Source organism: Massilia timonae CCUG 45783 (assembly GCF_000315425.1).
In the GTDB taxonomy this organism is placed as follows: domain Bacteria; phylum Pseudomonadota; class Gammaproteobacteria; order Burkholderiales; family Burkholderiaceae_D; genus Telluria; species Telluria timonae.
The window spans coordinates 549,005-565,023 of sequence record NZ_JH992926.1 but is presented as its reverse complement, the minus strand read 5'-3'; the positions used below and the strand labels follow the sequence as shown (position 1 = coordinate 565,023).

The following is a 16,019-nucleotide window of genomic DNA, read 5'->3' as shown; positions in this document are numbered from 1 at the left end:
CCTACCCACACCTTGTTTGGCGCCTTCCTGTCGAATGCACGCTTGACCAAGTCATCTGCTGGCGGTTCGAGTTTTTGGTAGGTGCGCATTTTTCTAAAGCGCGCGCTGCGACGCGTCTCAATGCCTGCGATACGACGCAACTTGGCCACGCGATTACGGCCGCAAGGTAGTCCTTCGGCTTGTAGCAGATGCCACATCTTGATCGTGCCAGGAGCATGGCGGTGGGCTTCGTGCAGTTCCTCGATGCGTGAACGCAGCGCCGCATCCTGGCTGCTACGCTTGCTTTCCGGGCGCTCGCGCGATGCATAGCAACCGCTACGGCTGACCTTCAACAAGCGGCACATCATGGCCACCGGATGTACCCCAATGTGCTCATGAATGAATGCGTACTTTACGGCTTGCGTCGCGCAAAGTACGCTTCCGCTTTTTTTAAGATGGTGTTCTCCAGCTTGAGGCGCTCATTTTCACGACGCAGCTTAGCAAGTTCATCTTCTTCCACTCCGGCCGGGCGACCAGGGCCCTTAAATGCCTTGTCAGTACCAGCTTCCTCGAGCCGTTTGGCCCACTTGTACAGCTGATTGCGCGGCACTCCAAGCTCAAGAGCGAGCGCCGTTGCGTTACCTTCCTGCTTGAGTCTGGCGACGGCACGCTTCTTGAAGTCGCTGGTGTGAATGGTGCGCTTTGCAGCTGGGGTCTTAGTGTCATCCATAGGCTCCATTGTCTCCTATTCTGGATGTCCACCAAACCCGGGCTACCTCAGAGTCGATTTAACGGCTCATCAGCAAACGTTGTCAAACAATTCGACACTGACCCTGATTGGAGATGGGGAAAGAAAACGGCCCGGGAGGGCCGTTGGGTCAGATCGTGGCGGCGTCGATGCGGCGCGCGAGGTCGGGGCGGGTGGGGCGCAGGGCCTCGGTCAGTTCGGAGATCGAGGAGCCGCAGCCGAAGACCAGCACGTCGCCCGGACGGCACATCGACAGACCCAGCCGGATCGCGCGGTGCACGTCCAGTTCCACCTGCAGTTGCTCGGCGTCGATCTTGCCGAGCTTGGCGCCGCGCGCCAGCAGGGTGGCGGTTTCGCCGGCGGGGCGGCCGCGGTTCTCGGTTTCGTAGATCACCAGTTCGTCGAAGCCGGCGGCGCAGGTTCGGCCGATGTCGACCAGGTCGGCGTCGCGGCGGTCGCCAGGGGCGGCGACCACCCCGACCAGGCGGCCCGGCGTCATCGCGCGCGCCATCTCGGCCAGGGCGGCGTAGGCCGCGCAGTTGTGGGCGTAGTCGACCACCACCGTCACGCCGTCCACGTCGAACAGGTTCGAACGCAGCGGATTGTGCTTGCTGTCCGAGACGAAGCCGCGCAGGCCGTCCGCGATCTCGTGGTTGGCGAAGCCGCAGGCGATCAAGGCCGCCGCCGCCGCCATCGCGTTGGCGATGTTGTAGCGCGCGCGCCCGCCCAGCGAAGAGGGCATCTCGCGCACGTCCATCAGCGCTTCGTGGCGCAGGCCGCTCGCGATCACGATCGTCGAATCCTGCAGGTAGACCCCGCGCCCGCCGTGCTCCACATGGCGCAGCAGCACCGGATCCTCGGCGTCCAGCGCGAAATAGATGATCTCGACGCCGTCGGCCAGCTCGGCCGCCATCCGCACGCAATACGTGTCCTCGGCATTGAGCACCACCGCGCGCGAGGCGCGCCTGGCCACCACCGCCTTCACCCTCGCCAGGTCGTCGATGGTGTCGATCCCGTCCAGCCCCAGGTGGTCGGCCGAGACATTCAGCACCACCGCTACGTCGCAGCGGTCGTACGCCAGGCCGCGCTTGAGGATGCCGCCGCGCGCCGTCTCCAGCACCGCGAAGTCGACGTCCGGCGCGCCCAGCACGCTGCGCGCCGAATGGTAGCCGGTGCAGTCGCCTTCATAGGCCAGCTGGCCGTTCAGGTAGACGCCGCTGGTGGTGGTCACGCCGGTGCGCAGGCCCGCCATGCGCACCGTGTGCTCGATCAGGAGGCTGGTGGTGGTCTTGCCGTTGGTGCCGGTGACGGCCACCAGGGGGATGCGTCCGTTGCAGCCGCCGAACAGCGCCTCGACGATGGCGTCGCCGGCGTCGCGCGGCGTGCCGCGGCTCGGGTACTGGTGCATGCGGATGCCCGGCGCCGCGTTGACCTCGATGATGCCGCCACGTTGGGCGCGCAGCGGCAGCGCGATGTCTTCGCAGATGATGTCGATGCCCGCCACGTCCAGGCCGATGGTGCGCGCGGCGCGGATGCAGATGTCGCGCGTCTCTTCCGGCAGCAGGTCGGTCACGTCCTCGGCGGTGCCGCCGGTCGACAGGTTGGCGTTGCCGCGCAGGTCGGCGCTCACGCCATCGAGCAGGACCGTGTCGAGGTCATATCCCTGCCGGGCCAGCGTCTCGTCGGCCAGGGCGTCGAGCGGAATTTTGGTGAGGATGTTGGTGTGGCCATCGCCGCGCGCCGGGTTGCGGTTTTCAAGCTCGACCAGCTCGCGGATGGTCGACTTGCCGTCGCCCGTCACGTGCGGCGGACGGCGCCAGGAGGCGGCCGCGATCTTGCCGCCCGTGACCAGCACGCGGTAGTCGCGGCCGCGCAGGTATTCCTCGACGATCACGCGCCGGCCATGCTTGCGCGCGAACTCGAAGGCGCGCGCCACGGCGTCAACGCCGACGCAGTCGACGGTCACGCCCTTGCCCTGGTTGGCGTCCAGCGGCTTGATCGCCACCGGCCGCCCGAGTCGGCGCGCGATGCGCTGGGCCGCTTCGACCGTGGTGACGACGTCGCCTTCCGGCACCGGCACGCCGGCCCCGTCGAGCAGCGCCTTGGTCAACTGCTTGTCGCTGGCGATGCCCACCGCGATCGAGTTGGTGGCGCCGGTGATGGTCGCCTGCAGCCGCTTCTGGCGGCTGCCCCAGCCCAGCTGGAACAGGTTTGCCGAATCAAGCAGGCGCAGGGCCGGGATGCCGCGCCGCAGGGCGGCGTTGACGACGGCGCCGGTGCTGGTGCCGATCGCATGGTGCTCGGCGGTGTCGCGCAATCCGGCGACGGCCGCATCCAGGTCGAAGGCCTGGTCGTGCGCCAGCGCGTCGAGCAGGGCGATCGCGCTGCGCAGCGCTTCCTCGGCCACTTGTTCGATCGCATAGCCGCACACCACGCGGCGGCGCTCGCTCTGTCCCGCGACCGGCAGGGTGGCGCTGTGCTCACCCGGCGCGCCGGCCAGGCGCTGCAACTCCATGACCACCGGCTCGAGCGCATCGACCAGCAGCGCGTCGTCGGCGAGGCGCACCGCAGCCTCGAGCGGCAGCGCCGGCAGCAGTGCGAGCAGGCGCGCGGAAAAGCCGCGGCCCTTGGCGCCGCCGTTGTCCACCAGCGCCATCAGGCAGGGACTGGCGGCGTACAGATTGGGCCCGCGCAGCAGGCGTTTTTCCTTGATTCTCATGACAGTGTCGTCCGTTTGGTGACGTTTTCCAGGAAGTCCAGCAGCTGGGGCGGCACACGCTTGCCGGTTTGCTCCTGGCCATCGGGCAGTGAATATTTGCTCCCGGCCGGCAGCAGGTGCAGGCGCACGTCGATCAGCTCCGGCGTGGCGCGGTCCTTGATCTCGGCCACGTTGGTGCTCATCGAGCGACCGTCGACCACGGTCACCGCGCCTTCGCCCACCACCTCGATGCCGACCCCGCGCTCGATGATCAGCGCCGTGTCCTCGTCGATGCCGATCCCCTGCAGATACGGGTTCTGGGCCACCACCGACAACAGGCGCGACAGGCGCTGGCGTTCCGAGAAGTGCTGGTCGACCACCACGCGGTGCAGGAAGCCCAGGCCGGCGCCCAGGCTCACCGAGCCTTTCTCGGGCAGCAGGTCGGTGCGGCCTTGCGCCAGCATGTGACCCGACATGGCCGAGGCCCCGGCGCTGGTGCCGCCGATGGTGGCGCCGCGCACCTTGAGGGCGTTGTGCATCTCGGCGTCCATGGCGGTGCCGCCGATCAGGGCCAGCAGGCGTTTCTGGTCGCCGCCGGTCATGAAGATGCCGTCGGCCTCGCCCACCTTGCGCACGAAGTCTTCGCTGTTGGCGTCTTCGCGGCTGGTGATCTCGCAGTGGGCGCGTTCCTTCACGCCCAGTGTGCCGAACACGCCGTCGTAGATCTGCCACATTTCATCGGCGATCTGGCTGGCCGCCGTGATCACCACGATGCGCGCGCTGGCGCCGCCCGACAGTTCGACGAAGCGCGACAGGATTTCCATGTCGTGCTTGCGGTCTTCGCCGCCGCCGATGATGACCAGGTGGCCGTTCTTTTGTTTCGCTTGTTCGCTCATCGCTGCACCATTTTCGAGTAAGGCATGTCGCTGTTGCTGCAGGCGCCGGCGTCATGACGGCTGACCGCGATCAGCCCGACCTTGATCTCCGGCGCGAACAGGTCGATTCCGCGCTGCAGCGCCCGGTCGAGCGGCATGCCGTCTCCGATCCAGCCATAGACCGTGCGCGCCAGCAGGTGGCGCACGATGTGTTCGCCGATACCGGTCGCCGCCACCGCGCCTTCCGGCCCGGCATAGAAGCCGCTGCCGATGATCGGGGTGTCGCCGACGCGACCGAGCAGCGACGGCGCCGAGCCGCCGGTGGAGCAGGCCACCGCGAAGTGGCCGTCGGCGCCGCGCACCACGGCGCCGACCGTGTCGCAGGCGACGCCTTCGGGCAGGTTCAACGGGGTGTTGTAGTTCCAGAACCGGTCGAACAGCCGGATGTTCAGTCCCGGCATGGCCGGCACCGAGCCGGCCAGCTGCGTCATGATCTTGCGATGGTCGGCCCGCTGGCGCTCCGACACCGGAGCGCTCTCCGGCATGCCGATCGCGCGCGCGAAGCGCGTGGCGCCGTCGCCGGCCAGCAGCCAGTGCGGCGTGTCGGCCACCGCGCGCGCCAGCAGCACCGGGTTCTTCACCGATTGCACGCAGGCGATCGCGCCAAGGCGGCCGCGGGTATCCATGATCGAAGCATCCATTTCGACGGTGGCGCCGTCGAGGCACAGCACCGAACCGCTGCCGGCGTTGAAGCGGCCGTCGTCTTCGAGGGCGCTGACTGCGGCGACGGCGGCGTCCAGCGCCTCGCCGCTGACTTCCAGCTGCGCCAATGCGCGGCGCGCGGCGAGAACGCAGCCATCTTCGTTCTCGCGCGACGCGCCGGCGCCACCGTGTACCACGACGGCGCCAGCTTGTTGAGGCTTGCTCATCTCGTCCAATCCTTTTGCATTATTGTCATCGTCATTGGTCGCGCAGCTCCGTGTGCGACCAGTAGATATTATGCAAAAGCAACCGTCTGAACCATATCGGTAGCGCCGCCGTGTGTATGTAAGAGGCCGCTTACAGGGCAATCCAAATCTGGTAACATACCGCCCCTTCGATATAAAGGTTCCTATGGCGCACGCTTGCGGCGTTGACTTCGGCACGTCCAACTCCACTGTCGGCTGGCTCCGGCCAGGCACGACCCACTCCGCCCCCACGGCGCTCCTGACGCTCGAGGATGGCAAGCCCACCTTGCCGTCGGTGGTGTTCTTCAATGCCGACGACGAGCGGGTCAGCTATGGGCGCGCGGCGCTGGCCGAATACCTCGAGGGTTACGAGGGCCGCCTCATGCGCTCGCTCAAGAGCCTGCTCGGCACCAGCCTGATCGACGGCCAGACCGAGGTCGCCGGCCGCGCGCTGCCGTTCCGCGCGCTGCTGTCGCAATTCATCGGTGAGGTGAAGCGCCGCGCCGAAAGCCAGGCCGGCGTGCCGTTCGAGCGCGCGGTGTTCGGCCGTCCCGTCTTCTTCATCGACGACGACCCGCAGGCCGACCAGTTGGCCGAGGACACGCTGCGCGAGGTGGCGCAGGCGGTCGGCTTCAAGGAGATCGGTTTCCAGTACGAGCCGATCGCCGCCGCCTTCGACTACGAGGCGCGGATCGAGCGCGAGGAACTGGTCCTGATCGCCGACATCGGCGGCGGCACCTCGGACTTTTCGCTGCTGCGCCTCGGCCCGCAGCGCGCCGCGCGCAGCGACCGGCGCGACGACATCCTGGCCAATGGCGGCGTGCACATCGGCGGCACCGATTTCGACAAGTACCTGAGCCTGGCCAGCGTGATGCCGCTGCTCGGTTACGGCAGCAGCCTGCGTTCGGGCGCGGCGATCCCGTCCAGCTATTACTTCAACCTGGCGACCTGGCATACGATCAACCAGGCCTACACGCGCAAGAGCGTGACGCAGCTGGCCGACCTGGCGCGCGACGCGGCCGAGCCAGGCAAGATCGCGCGCCTGCAGAACCTGATCGACGAGCGCGCCGGCCACTGGTTGGCGATCCAGGTGGAGGGCGCCAAGATCGCGCTGTCCGACGCCGACACGGTGCGCCTGCAGCTCGATCGCCTGGCGCCGCCCGAGACCCTCGACGTCGCCCGCGCGCAGTTCGAGGCGGCCATTGCCGGCCTGGTCGACCAGGTGGCGACCACGGTGAGTAAACTGTTCGCGGATGCCGGGGTGAAGCCGGAGGACGTGGATACGGTATTCTTCACGGGCGGCTCGAGCGGCGTCGGCCTGCTGCGCGAGCGCATCGGCGCCATGGTGCCGGGCGCGCGCCGCGTGGAGGGCGACCTGTTCGGCAGCATCGGCACCGGCCTGGCGCTGGACGCGCTGCGCAGGTTCGGCTGAAGGCCCGGCCCGACCGCGCACATACAATAGAGGATGGAACGATGAGTGTTTATGATCGACCGCTGGTGATGCTCGACTTCGAGACCACCGGCCTGTCGCCCGAGATGGGCGACCGCATCACCGAAGTGGCGGCGCTGCGCATCGTCGGCGGCGAAGTGACGGAGCGCTACGTCTCGCTGGTGAACTGCGGCGTGCGGATCCCATCCTTCATCACCCAGCTGACCGGGATCACGCAAGCGATGGTCGACGGCGCGCCGCCGGCGCACCAGGTGGTGCCGGAACTGCTCGACTTCATCGGCGGCGACGTGCTGTCGGCCCACAATGCCAGCTTCGACGAGAAGTTCCTCAAGGCCGAAGGCGCGCGCTTCGGTCGCGCCACGTCGCACGCCGGCCTGGTGTGCTCGCTGAAGCTGTCGCGCCGCCTGTTCCCGGGCCTGGCCAGCTACAAGCTGGGCCTGCTCTCGCGCCAGCTCGGCATCGAGTTCCGCGGCACCGCCCACCGGGCCGAGGCCGACGCCCAGGTGGCCGCCGACGTGCTGCTGCACGCCGCGCGCCACCTCGGCCGCACCTGCGGCATCGAGCAGGTCGAGCCGGCGCTGCTGGTCTCGATCAACAAGGTCGCGGCCGCCAAGATTCCCGCCTTCCTCGACAAGTACGCGGCCACCGTGCGCGAGCGCCGCGCTGCCGCGGCCGCCGTCGCTGCCTGAGCCTTCTGACCCAACCGTGGCGGCGCGCGCGCCGCTGACCGTCCGATTGTGCGGTCGCAAATCCCGAATCCCTCGCTCTCCTTAAAATTTTAACAACGGGATTGAGAACGCCGAGAGGACTTCGATGAGCGAGGATGCCGCCCGACAGGGCACCACCACTTACGAGTGGTTCCACCGCGCCGCCAGCGGCGGCAATCCCTACGCTCAGTTCAACCTGGCCCAGCTGTACCTGCGTGGCGACGGCGTCGCGCGCGACGAGGCCAAAGCGGCCGCCTGGCTGGCGCGCGCCGCCCAGCAGGGGCTGGCCTTTGCCCAGAACCATCTGGGCGCCATGTACTACAACGGCCGCGGCGTGTGCCGCGATCACACGCGGGCGGCGCACTGGTTCCAGCGCGCCGCGGAGCAGGGCGACCGCTCGGCCCAGCACAATCTGGGTCTCCTGTACCGCAAGGGCCGCGGCGTGCCGCGCTCGCACAAGGCGGCGATCGGCTGGTTCTACCGGGCCGCTGAACAAGGCATGGCGCGCGCCCAGACCCAGCTCGCCCAGGGTTATCTGCACGGCCTCGGCGTCAACGTCAGCCACCCGCTGGCGATGGCATGGTTCCGCAAGGCCGCGATGCAGGGGCACGTGCCGGCGCAGGTGCAACTGGCGCAAATGTATGCGCGCGGGCAGGGCGTGGCGCCCAGTCCGGCCCAGGCCCTGTACTGGTTCCGCCACGCGGCCGGGGCGGGCGACCCCACCGCCCAGCGCCAGCTCGGCGTGGCCTATGCCGAAGGCCGCGGCGCCGGCCCCGATCCAGCCCTGGCCATCCAGTGGCTCGAACGCGCGGCGGCCGGCGGCGAACGCGAGGCGCTGTACGTGCTGGGCGGGCTGCTCTCGGGCGGCGGCATGCCGCGCGACAGCGCACGCGCGCTGCGCTGCTACATGCAGGCGGCGGCCCGGGGCCACGTGCAGGCCCAGTACCGGGTGGCGCGCATGCTGGCCGGCGGTTGCGGCGTGCAGCGCGATCCGGCGCGCGCGCTCGAGTTCTACCTGCAGGCCGCCGAGGGCGGCGCCGCCAATGCCCAGTTCGCGCTGGGCCTGCTGTACGCCAAGGGCCAGGGCGTGCCGCGCGACCTGGCCCTGGCCGCGGCCTGGTACCGGCGCGCCGCCCAGCAGGGCGACGCCAGCGCCCAGAACAACCTGGGCGCCATGTATGCCTGCGGCGAAGGCGTGCCGCGCGACGACAACCTGGCCGCCCACTGGTACCGCCTCGCGGCGCGCCAGGACCACCCGCCGGCCCAGCACAACCTGGGCGGGCTGTACGCCGCCGGGCGCGGCGTCGCGAAGAATCCGGTGCGGGCCTGCATGTGGGCCTGGCTGGCGCGCCAGGGCCGCGGCCTCGACAAGGCGGCGCCGGCCGACGTCGCGCTGGCCGCCAGCACGGCGGCCAACGACTTTACCGCCTTGCTGAGCCCGGCCGAGCGGAGCCGGGCGCGGACCCTGGTCGAGCGCTGGCTGGCCTCGAAGACGAGTCCACGCCGGCTGCTCGGGCGCACCGGCGCATGAGCGTGTTCTCACGGCGCTGCGTGTTCCGCCGGGGTTTCGCGAGGTTTTCCTTAGACTCGCCGCATCCTGGCATGCGCGTGGCATGCATCGTCAATACGCGTCCGGCCGCGAGCGGCTGCCCGGGCAGCTACGCCATACTCAAGCATGTCATTTCGCGCTATGATGCCCTGCGGCCACAAGCCCACACCATCATTCAACAGCCCGAGAAGAATATGCACATGAGACTCGCCACGCTCGCCGCCGTCCTGGCCGCTGCTTTCGCCGCGCCAGCGATGGGGCAGAGCTGCTCGCCTGCCGGCCCTTCGCTGACCTATCCCGTGTCGAAGAAAGTCGACCAGACCGACAACTACCACGGCACCGTGGTGGCCGACCCCTACCGCTGGCTCGAGGACGCGAACAGCGCCGACACCAAGTCCTGGGTCGACGCCCAGAACAAGGTCACCCAGGCCTACCTGGCGCAGATCCCGCAGCGCGAGGCGATCCGCCAGCGCCTGACCCAGCTCTGGAACTACGAGCGCTACAGCGTGCCGGGCAAGGAAGGCGGCCGCTACTTTTACACGCGCAACGATGGCTTGCAAAACCAGGCCGTGCTGTACACCCTGAAGAACCTGAACGACCAGCCGCGCATGCTGCTCGACCCGAACACGCTGGCGCTTGATGGCACCGTCGCCCTGGCCGGCGCCGAGGTCAGCCCCGACGGCAAGCTGCTGGCCTACAGCATCGCCGCGTCCGGCTCCGACTGGAACGAGATCAAGGTGCGCGACATCGACACCGGCAAGGACCTGCCTGACCACATCAAGTGGGTCAAGTTCTCGAGCACCGCCTGGACCAAGGATGGCAAGGGCTTCTTCTACAGCCGCTACGACGAGCCGAAAGAAGCGACCAAGCTGGCCGACGTCAACTACTTCCAGAAGCTGTACTTCCACCGCATCGGCACGCCGCAAAGCGCCGACACCCTGGTGTACGACCGCGCCGACCAGAAGGAATGGGGCTTCGGCGGCCAGACCACCGACGATGGCCGTTACCTGATCATCACCACCACCAAGGGCACCGCGCCGAAGAACCGCGTCTCGTACAAGGACCTGTCCAAGCCCGATGCCAAGGTGGTCGACCTGATCGACAACTTCGACGCCGGCTACGACTTCATCGACAATGTCGGCACCGTGTTCTACTTCAGCACCGACCGCAACGCGCCCAAGAAGCGCATCGTCGCGATCGACATCAGCAAGCCATCGGAGAATCACTGGAAAGAGGTCGCCGCCGAAACCGCCGACACCCTGGCCGGCGCCGACATCATCAACAACCAGCTCGTGCTCGAGTACCTGAAGGATGCGAAGAGCGTGGTGCGCGTGGTGTCGCTCGAAGGCAAGCCGGTGCGCGAGATCGCGCTGCCGGGCATCGGCACCGTGGGTGGCCTCACGGGCAAGCGCCAGGACGCCGAGACCTTCTATTCGTTCACCGGCTTCACCAATCCGACCACGATCTACCGCCTGAACCTCAAGACCGGCGAGAGCACCGTGTTCCGCCAGCCGAAGGTCGCCTTCAACCCGGCCGACTACGAGACCCGCCAGCAGTTCTACACGAGCCGCGACGGCACCAAGGTGCCGATGTTCATCGTCTCCAAGAAGGGCCTCAAGCTGGACGGCTCGAATCCGACCTATCTGTACGGCTATGGCGGCTTCAATATCGCGCTGACCCCGAGCTTCTCGCCGGCCAACCTGGCCTGGATGGAGATGGGCGGCGTCTACGTGGTGGCCAACCTGCGCGGCGGCGGAGAATATGGCGAAGCCTGGCACCAGGCCGGCACCAAGCTGCAAAAGCAGAACGTGTTCGACGACTTCATCGGCGCGGCCGAGTGGCTGGTGCAGAACAAGGTCACCTCGCCGAAGAAACTGGCGATCGGCGGCGGCAGCAACGGCGGCCTGCTGGTCGGCGCGGCCACCACCCAGCGTCCGGACCTGTTCGCGGCGGCGATTCCGAGCGTGGGCGTGATGGACATGCTGCGCTTCCACAAGTTCACCATCGGCTGGGCATGGACTTCGGACTACGGCTCGTCGGAAAATCCTGATGAGTTCAAGGCCCTGGTCAAGTATTCGCCGCTACACAACCTGAAGAAGGGCACCTGCTATCCAGCAACCATGGTCACCACGGCCGATCACGACGATCGCGTGGTGCCGGCGCACAGCTTCAAGTACGCCGCCGCGGCCCAGGCTGCCCAGGCCGGTTCGGCGCCGATCCTGATCCGCATCGACACCAAGGCCGGCCATGGCGCCGGCAAGCCGACCGGCAAGCAGATCGAGGAAGTCGCCGATCGCTGGGGTTTCCTGTCGCGTGAGCTGCACATGCAGGATGCGGCCAAGACGGTTGGCGGCTCGCACTAGGTGGTAACGATCAGCCGGTGCTGCGCCGGGTGAACAAGACAACGGCCGCCAGGGCAACCCGGCGGCCGCTGATTTTCATGCCTGATTTTCGTGCCTGATTTGCAGGCCTACCGGTGGACCACCACCAATACGGCCTTCGCCTCGGTCTTGCCGGTATTGCGGATCACATGGTTCTGATCGGCTGGATACCGCGCCGTCGCGCCATGCCGCACCTTGCGCTTTTCGTTCCCCACTTCCAGCTCGACCGTGCCGGTGATCACCGTCAGGTGCTCGCCAGTGCCCGGATCGTGCGCCTGCGAGGCCAGCTCTCCGCCCGGCGCCAGGGTCAGCTCATACCATTCATACTTGCCCGCCAGGTCCATCGGCCCCAGGATGCGCAGCGAATAGCCGGCGTGGGCGCCGGGCAGGGTGGGGATCTCGTGGGCGTCGACCACCCGGATCAGGTCGCTCGTCCTCACCTCGGACGACAGCAGTTCGCCGATCTGAACGCCCAGCGCATTGGCCAGGCGCCAGGTGATGGCGATGGTCGGATTCGCCTTTTCGCGCTCGATCTGCGACAGCATCGACTTCGACACGCCGGCGATACGCGACAGGTCCTCGAGCGTCAGGCCACGCGCCAGCCGCAGGCGTTGTAGTGTGGCGCCAACTTCTGGCGGGGCATTGTTTGTTAGAGTGGTACTCATTTTCCGTTGGCTGCCTGTCTGGGTATTGCCTAATGCAAATTGCTAATAAGTATATGGGAAGCCGCTTGCCAAGTTCATTGGCTGGGCGTAAGATTCAATATATCGAATTTCTGTTCGAGATAGCGAACTAGTTCTCTACATCGAACGAACCAACGGTACAACATCCGCCGACCGCCGGTCAAGCCGCCGGTCTTGCCACGAGTTCAGCCACATCAAACAGGGAACAGGGGAACACCATGAGCGATCAAGCTTTCTACAGCAGCCTGCAGCAAAAACTCGCGACCTTGAAGATTGATGGCCTGTTCAAGCCCGAGCGCGTGCTGGCCTCGCGCCAGGGCGCCGAGGTGGTGGCGCAGGATGGCCGTACCCTGATCAATATGTGCGCCAATAACTACCTGGGCCTGTCGGGCGACGTCGAGACCCAGAACGCCGCCGCCGCCGCCCTCGAGAAGTACGGTTATGGCCTGTCGTCGGTGCGCTTCATCTGCGGCACCCAGACCGTGCACAAGGAGCTGGAGCAGGCACTCTCGAACTTCCTGGGCACCGAAGACACGATCCTGTACGCGGCCGCCTTCGACGCCAATGGAGGCGTGTTCGAGCCGCTGTTCGACGAGAACGACGCCATCATCTCGGACGCCCTCAACCACGCTTCGATCATCGACGGCGTACGCCTGTGCAAGGCCGCGCGCTACCGCTATGCCAACAACGACATGGCCGACCTCGAGAAGCAGCTGATCGCCGCCCTTGACGCCGGCAAGCGCCACAAGATCATCGTCACCGACGGCGTGTTCTCGATGGACGGCACCATCGCCCAGCTGGACAAGATCGTCGCGCTGGCGGAAAAGTACGGCGCCCTGACCATGATCGACGAATCGCACGCCTCCGGCTTCATGGGCGCGACAGGCCGCGGCACCCACGAGCATTGCGGCGTGATCGGCAAGATCGACATCATCACCGGCACCCTGGGCAAGGCCCTGGGCGGCGCGATGGGCGGTTTCACGTCGGGGAAAAAAGAAGTCATCGAAACCCTGCGCCAGAAGTCGCGTCCCTACCTGTTCTCGAACACGCTGGCGCCGATGATCGCCGGCGCCTCGCTGGCGGTGCTGGAGCGCATCTCCAAGTCGACCGAGCTGCGCGACCGCCTGCACGAGAACACCGCCTACTTCCGCCAGGAGATCGAGCGCATCGGCTTCACCATCAAGCCGGGCACCCACCCGGTGGTGCCGGTGATGCTGTTCGAGGCGCCGGTCGCGCAGAAATTCGCGGCGCGCATGTTCGAGCTGGGCGTGCTGCTGTCGGGCTTCTTCTATCCGGTGGTGCCGATGGGGCAGGCGCGCGTGCGCGTGCAGCTGTCCGCGGCCCATACCCGCGAGCAGCTCGACACCGTGCTGAAGGCCTTCGAGCAAGCCGGCAAAGAGCTGGGCATCATCAAGAACTAAGCAAGACCAATATACATAGAAGCAAGGAAGACAGCATGGAACGCATCCTCATCATCGGCGCCAACGGCCAGATCGGCAGTGAACTGGTCAGCGCGCTGGCCGACAAGCACGGCGCGCAGAACGTGATCGCCTCGGACATCGGCGACAAGAACCTGTACGGCGCCGCGCGCTATACCGTGCTCAATGTGCTGGACAAGGACAGCCTGGCGCGCCTGGTCGCGGATGAGGGCATCACCCAGGTCTACCAGCTGGCCGCCATGCTGTCGGCCACCGGCGAAAAGGCCCCTTTGACGGCCTGGTCGCTGAACATGGACGGCCTGCTGAACATCCTCGAGATCGCGCGCGAACGGGGCGAAGCGGGCAAGCCGCTGAAGGTGTTCTGGCCATCCTCAATTGCCGCCTTCGGTCCGACCACCCCGAGCGAGAACACGCCGCAGTTCACGATCATGGATCCGACCACGATCTACGGCATCAGCAAGCTGGCCGGCGAGCGCCTGTGCGAGTACTATCACAGCAAGTATGGCGTCGATGTGCGCAGCATCCGCTACCCCGGCATCATCAGCTACAAATCGCCTCCGGGCGGCGGCACCACGGATTATGCGATCGCGATCTTCCACGCGGCCCTGCGCGGCGAAACCTATGAGTGCTTCCTGGGGCCGGAAACGACCCTGCCGATGATCTACATGCCGGACGCGATCCGCGCCACCATCGAGCTGATGGAAGCCCCAGCCGAGCAAGTCGCGATCCGTTCGTCGTACAACGTGGCGGGCGTGTCGTTCAACCCGCGCGAACTGGCCGCCGCGATCTCGAAGGCGCTGCCGGCTTTCCGCATCGACTACAAGCCGGACAGCCGCCAGCAGATCGCCGACTCCTGGCCGAAGAGCCTCGACGACAGCCGCGCCACCGCCGACTGGGGCTGGAAATCGCGCATTGGCGTCGACGAGATGGTCGATTCGATGCTGAAGAATATCGACGTGGGCCTGGGCGTGGCGGCGTAAGCCCCGCCTTGCCAGGACACGCATCCAACGGCCTGCCGCCTCGACGCGCCAGGCCGCAATCATTATAAGAACCGAAAAGTGAGACAAGCATGGACATGAGTGTTTTCGACCTGTTCAAGATCGGCATCGGCCCCTCGAGCTCCCACACCGTGGGCCCGATGGTGGCGGCGCGCCGCTTCCTGCTCGAGAGCGGGATGCTGGAACAGGCGGTCGGCGTCGAAGCCCACCTGTATGGCTCGCTGGCGCTGACCGGCGTCGGCCACGCGACCGACAAGGCCGTGATCCTCGGCCTGATGGGCGAGACCCCGCAGGACGTCGACCCGAGCGCGGTCGAGGACAAGCTGGCGGAAGCGGAATTCGACGGCGTGCTGCACCTGCTGGGCGCCAAACCGGTGCCGTTCAGCGCAAGGACGAACCTGGTCTGGCACAAGGCCTCGACCCTGCCGGAGCACCCGAACGGCATGCGCTTCGTGCTCCATCTGCAGGACGGCAGCATCATCGAGCGCATTTATTATTCGGTCGGCGGCGGCTTCATCACCGCGGCCGGCGAGAGCCAGGCGCGCGCGCCTGAAACGGACGCGGCGCCGGTCCCATACCCGTTCGACACGATGGCCCAGCTGCTCGAGCATGGCCGCCGCCACGGCCTGAGCATCCCGGACATGCTGCGCGCCAACGAGCGCACGCGCATGAGCGACGAAGAACTGGATGCGGGCCTGGACAATATCTGGCGCGTGATGCGCGAGTGCATCTGCCACGGCCTGGTAACCGAGGGCCGCCTGCCGGGCGGCCTGGACGTGCGCCGCCGCGCGGCCGGCCTGTGGAAGCAGGCACAGCAAGCGCAACAGCAACCACTGAACGCCTTGCCGCATGACGCGGTGCAGCAGGTGAGCCTGTACGCCATGGCGGTCAACGAAGAAAACGCGGCCGGCGGCCGGGTCGTCACCGCGCCGACCAACGGCGCCGCCGGCATCATTCCCGCAGTGCTGCGCTATTACGCCGAGGACTGCCGGCCGATCGATCCAGTGCGGGGCGTGCGCGATTTCCTGCTGGCGTCGAGCGCGATCGGCATGCTGTGCAAGAAGAACGCCTCGATCTCGGGCGCCGAAGTCGGCTGCCAGGGCGAGGTGGGCGTGGCTTGCGCGATGGCGGCGGCCGGCCTGGTGGCCGCGCTGGGCGGCAGCAACGAACAGATCGAGAACGCGGCCGAGATCGGCATCGAGCACCACCTGGGCATGACCTGCGACCCGATCGGCGGCCTGGTGCAGATTCCATGCATCGAGCGCAACGGCATGGGCGCGATCAAGGCGATCACCGCCGCCTCGCTGGCGATGAAGGGCGACGGCACCCATTTCGTGAGCCTGGACAGCGCGATCGAGACGATGCGCCAGACTGGCGCCGACATGCAGGTCAAGTACAAGGAGACCTCGCTGGGCGGGTTGGCGATTCATGTGGTGACGGTCAATCACGCGGCCTGCTGATACGGCCGTTCGTACAAACTTGGCCCCCCGCCTGCGCGGGGGCGGGGTAGTGGCGTATGCGCCACAACCCCGTTTTTTGCAGCACAGCATACATTTCCGCCCGCT

General features: G+C 67.0%; 13 protein-coding genes. 7 read left to right on the top strand and 6 right to left on the bottom strand.

Annotated elements, in window-relative coordinates:
- The 5 genes from HMPREF9710_RS27450 to HMPREF9710_RS25270 all read right to left on the bottom strand — a co-directional run.
- A partial coding sequence (locus HMPREF9710_RS27450) for an IS3 family transposase (RefSeq protein ID WP_169331349.1) occupies positions 1 to 335 on the bottom strand: 335 nt, incomplete at its 3' end.
- Between the two features lie 56 nt (positions 336 to 391).
- Positions 392 to 709, bottom strand: a complete 318-nt coding sequence (locus tag HMPREF9710_RS25285; protein ID WP_005671221.1) for a transposase — start codon at positions 707 to 709, stop codon at positions 392 to 394.
- A 148-nt stretch (positions 710 to 857) separates the two neighbouring features.
- On the bottom strand, positions 858 to 3,446 hold the full coding sequence (cphA, locus tag HMPREF9710_RS25280) for a cyanophycin synthetase (protein ID WP_005671219.1): 2,589 nt from the start codon (positions 3,444 to 3,446) through the stop codon (positions 858 to 860).
- Positions 3,443 to 4,321: a cyanophycinase gene (locus HMPREF9710_RS25275; RefSeq protein WP_005671217.1), complete on the bottom strand. Its 879-nt coding sequence runs from the start codon at positions 4,319 to 4,321 to the stop codon at positions 3,443 to 3,445. The genes cphA and HMPREF9710_RS25275 overlap by 4 nt, the downstream gene beginning before the upstream one ends.
- Entirely contained in the window at positions 4,318 to 5,229 is a 912-nt protein-coding gene (locus tag HMPREF9710_RS25270) for an isoaspartyl peptidase/L-asparaginase (RefSeq protein ID WP_005671216.1), read from the bottom strand. The genes HMPREF9710_RS25275 and HMPREF9710_RS25270 overlap by 4 nt, the downstream gene beginning before the upstream one ends.
- Positions 5,230 to 5,413: 184 nt before the next feature.
- Between HMPREF9710_RS25270 and HMPREF9710_RS25265 the strand changes: the two genes are divergently transcribed.
- The 4 genes from HMPREF9710_RS25265 (at position 5,414) to HMPREF9710_RS25250 (ending at position 11,316) form a co-directional block, all read left to right on the top strand.
- The gene (locus HMPREF9710_RS25265) at positions 5,414 to 6,679 is read left to right on the top strand and encodes an Hsp70 family protein (protein WP_005671214.1); all 1,266 of its coding nucleotides are present in this window, start codon (positions 5,414 to 5,416) and stop codon (positions 6,677 to 6,679) included.
- A gap of 41 nt (positions 6,680 to 6,720) precedes the next feature.
- On the top strand, positions 6,721 to 7,386 hold the full coding sequence (locus tag HMPREF9710_RS25260; protein WP_005671212.1) for a 3'-5' exonuclease: 666 nt from the start codon (positions 6,721 to 6,723) through the stop codon (positions 7,384 to 7,386).
- A 124-nt stretch (positions 7,387 to 7,510) separates the two neighbouring features.
- Positions 7,511 to 8,935 carry a tetratricopeptide repeat protein gene (locus HMPREF9710_RS25255; RefSeq protein ID WP_005671210.1) on the top strand — a complete coding sequence of 475 codons (1,425 nt, stop codon included), beginning with the start codon at positions 7,511 to 7,513 and terminating at the stop codon, positions 8,933 to 8,935.
- A 212-nt stretch (positions 8,936 to 9,147) separates the two neighbouring features.
- A complete protein-coding gene (locus HMPREF9710_RS25250) occupies positions 9,148 to 11,316 on the top strand; it encodes a prolyl oligopeptidase family serine peptidase (protein ID WP_157225743.1) in 2,169 nt (722 codons plus the stop codon).
- Between the two features lie 107 nt (positions 11,317 to 11,423).
- Here HMPREF9710_RS25250 and HMPREF9710_RS25245 read toward each other — a convergent pair whose 3' ends face one another.
- Positions 11,424 to 11,999, bottom strand: a complete 576-nt coding sequence (locus tag HMPREF9710_RS25245; RefSeq protein WP_005671205.1) for a helix-turn-helix domain-containing protein — start codon at positions 11,997 to 11,999, stop codon at positions 11,424 to 11,426.
- Positions 12,000 to 12,235: 236 nt separating this feature from the next.
- On the opposite strand from HMPREF9710_RS25245, the gene HMPREF9710_RS25240 reads away from it, so the two are divergent.
- The 3 genes from HMPREF9710_RS25240 to HMPREF9710_RS25230 all read left to right on the top strand — a co-directional run bounded on the left by HMPREF9710_RS25240 (position 12,236) and on the right by HMPREF9710_RS25230 (position 15,914).
- Positions 12,236 to 13,438, top strand: coding sequence for a glycine C-acetyltransferase (locus HMPREF9710_RS25240; protein ID WP_005671204.1), 1,203 nt, complete (start codon positions 12,236 to 12,238; stop codon positions 13,436 to 13,438).
- Between the two features lie 35 nt (positions 13,439 to 13,473).
- Positions 13,474 to 14,436: an NAD-dependent epimerase/dehydratase family protein gene (locus HMPREF9710_RS25235; protein ID WP_005671202.1), complete on the top strand. Its 963-nt coding sequence runs from the start codon at positions 13,474 to 13,476 to the stop codon at positions 14,434 to 14,436.
- An 89-nt stretch (positions 14,437 to 14,525) separates the two neighbouring features.
- Positions 14,526 to 15,914 (top strand): L-serine ammonia-lyase, encoded by a 1,389-nt coding sequence (locus HMPREF9710_RS25230; RefSeq protein WP_005671200.1) that lies wholly within the window; start codon positions 14,526 to 14,528, stop codon positions 15,912 to 15,914.
- Positions 15,915 to 16,019: the final 105 nt, after the last annotated feature.

What these genes read in the sequence shown, in the direction of transcription:
- HMPREF9710_RS25285 (WP_005671221.1), bottom strand. Translation starts at nt 709, where the DNA reads ATGGATGACACTAAGACCCCAGCTGCAAAGCGCACCATTCACACCAGC.
- cphA (WP_005671219.1), bottom strand. Translation starts at nt 3,446, where the DNA reads ATGAGAATCAAGGAAAAACGCCTGCTGCGCGGGCCCAATCTGTACGCC.
- HMPREF9710_RS25275 (WP_005671217.1), bottom strand. Translation starts at nt 4,321, where the DNA reads ATGAGCGAACAAGCGAAACAAAAGAACGGCCACCTGGTCATCATCGGC.
- HMPREF9710_RS25270 (WP_005671216.1), bottom strand. Translation starts at nt 5,229, where the DNA reads ATGAGCAAGCCTCAACAAGCTGGCGCCGTCGTGGTACACGGTGGCGCC.
- HMPREF9710_RS25265 (WP_005671214.1), top strand. Translation starts at nt 5,414, where the DNA reads ATGGCGCACGCTTGCGGCGTTGACTTCGGCACGTCCAACTCCACTGTC.
- HMPREF9710_RS25260 (WP_005671212.1), top strand. Translation starts at nt 6,721, where the DNA reads ATGAGTGTTTATGATCGACCGCTGGTGATGCTCGACTTCGAGACCACC.
- HMPREF9710_RS25255 (WP_005671210.1), top strand. Translation starts at nt 7,511, where the DNA reads ATGAGCGAGGATGCCGCCCGACAGGGCACCACCACTTACGAGTGGTTC.
- HMPREF9710_RS25250 (WP_157225743.1), top strand. Translation starts at nt 9,148, where the DNA reads ATGCACATGAGACTCGCCACGCTCGCCGCCGTCCTGGCCGCTGCTTTC.
- HMPREF9710_RS25245 (WP_005671205.1), bottom strand. Translation starts at nt 11,999, where the DNA reads ATGAGTACCACTCTAACAAACAATGCCCCGCCAGAAGTTGGCGCCACA.
- HMPREF9710_RS25240 (WP_005671204.1), top strand. Translation starts at nt 12,236, where the DNA reads ATGAGCGATCAAGCTTTCTACAGCAGCCTGCAGCAAAAACTCGCGACC.
- HMPREF9710_RS25235 (WP_005671202.1), top strand. Translation starts at nt 13,474, where the DNA reads ATGGAACGCATCCTCATCATCGGCGCCAACGGCCAGATCGGCAGTGAA.
- HMPREF9710_RS25230 (WP_005671200.1), top strand. Translation starts at nt 14,526, where the DNA reads ATGGACATGAGTGTTTTCGACCTGTTCAAGATCGGCATCGGCCCCTCG.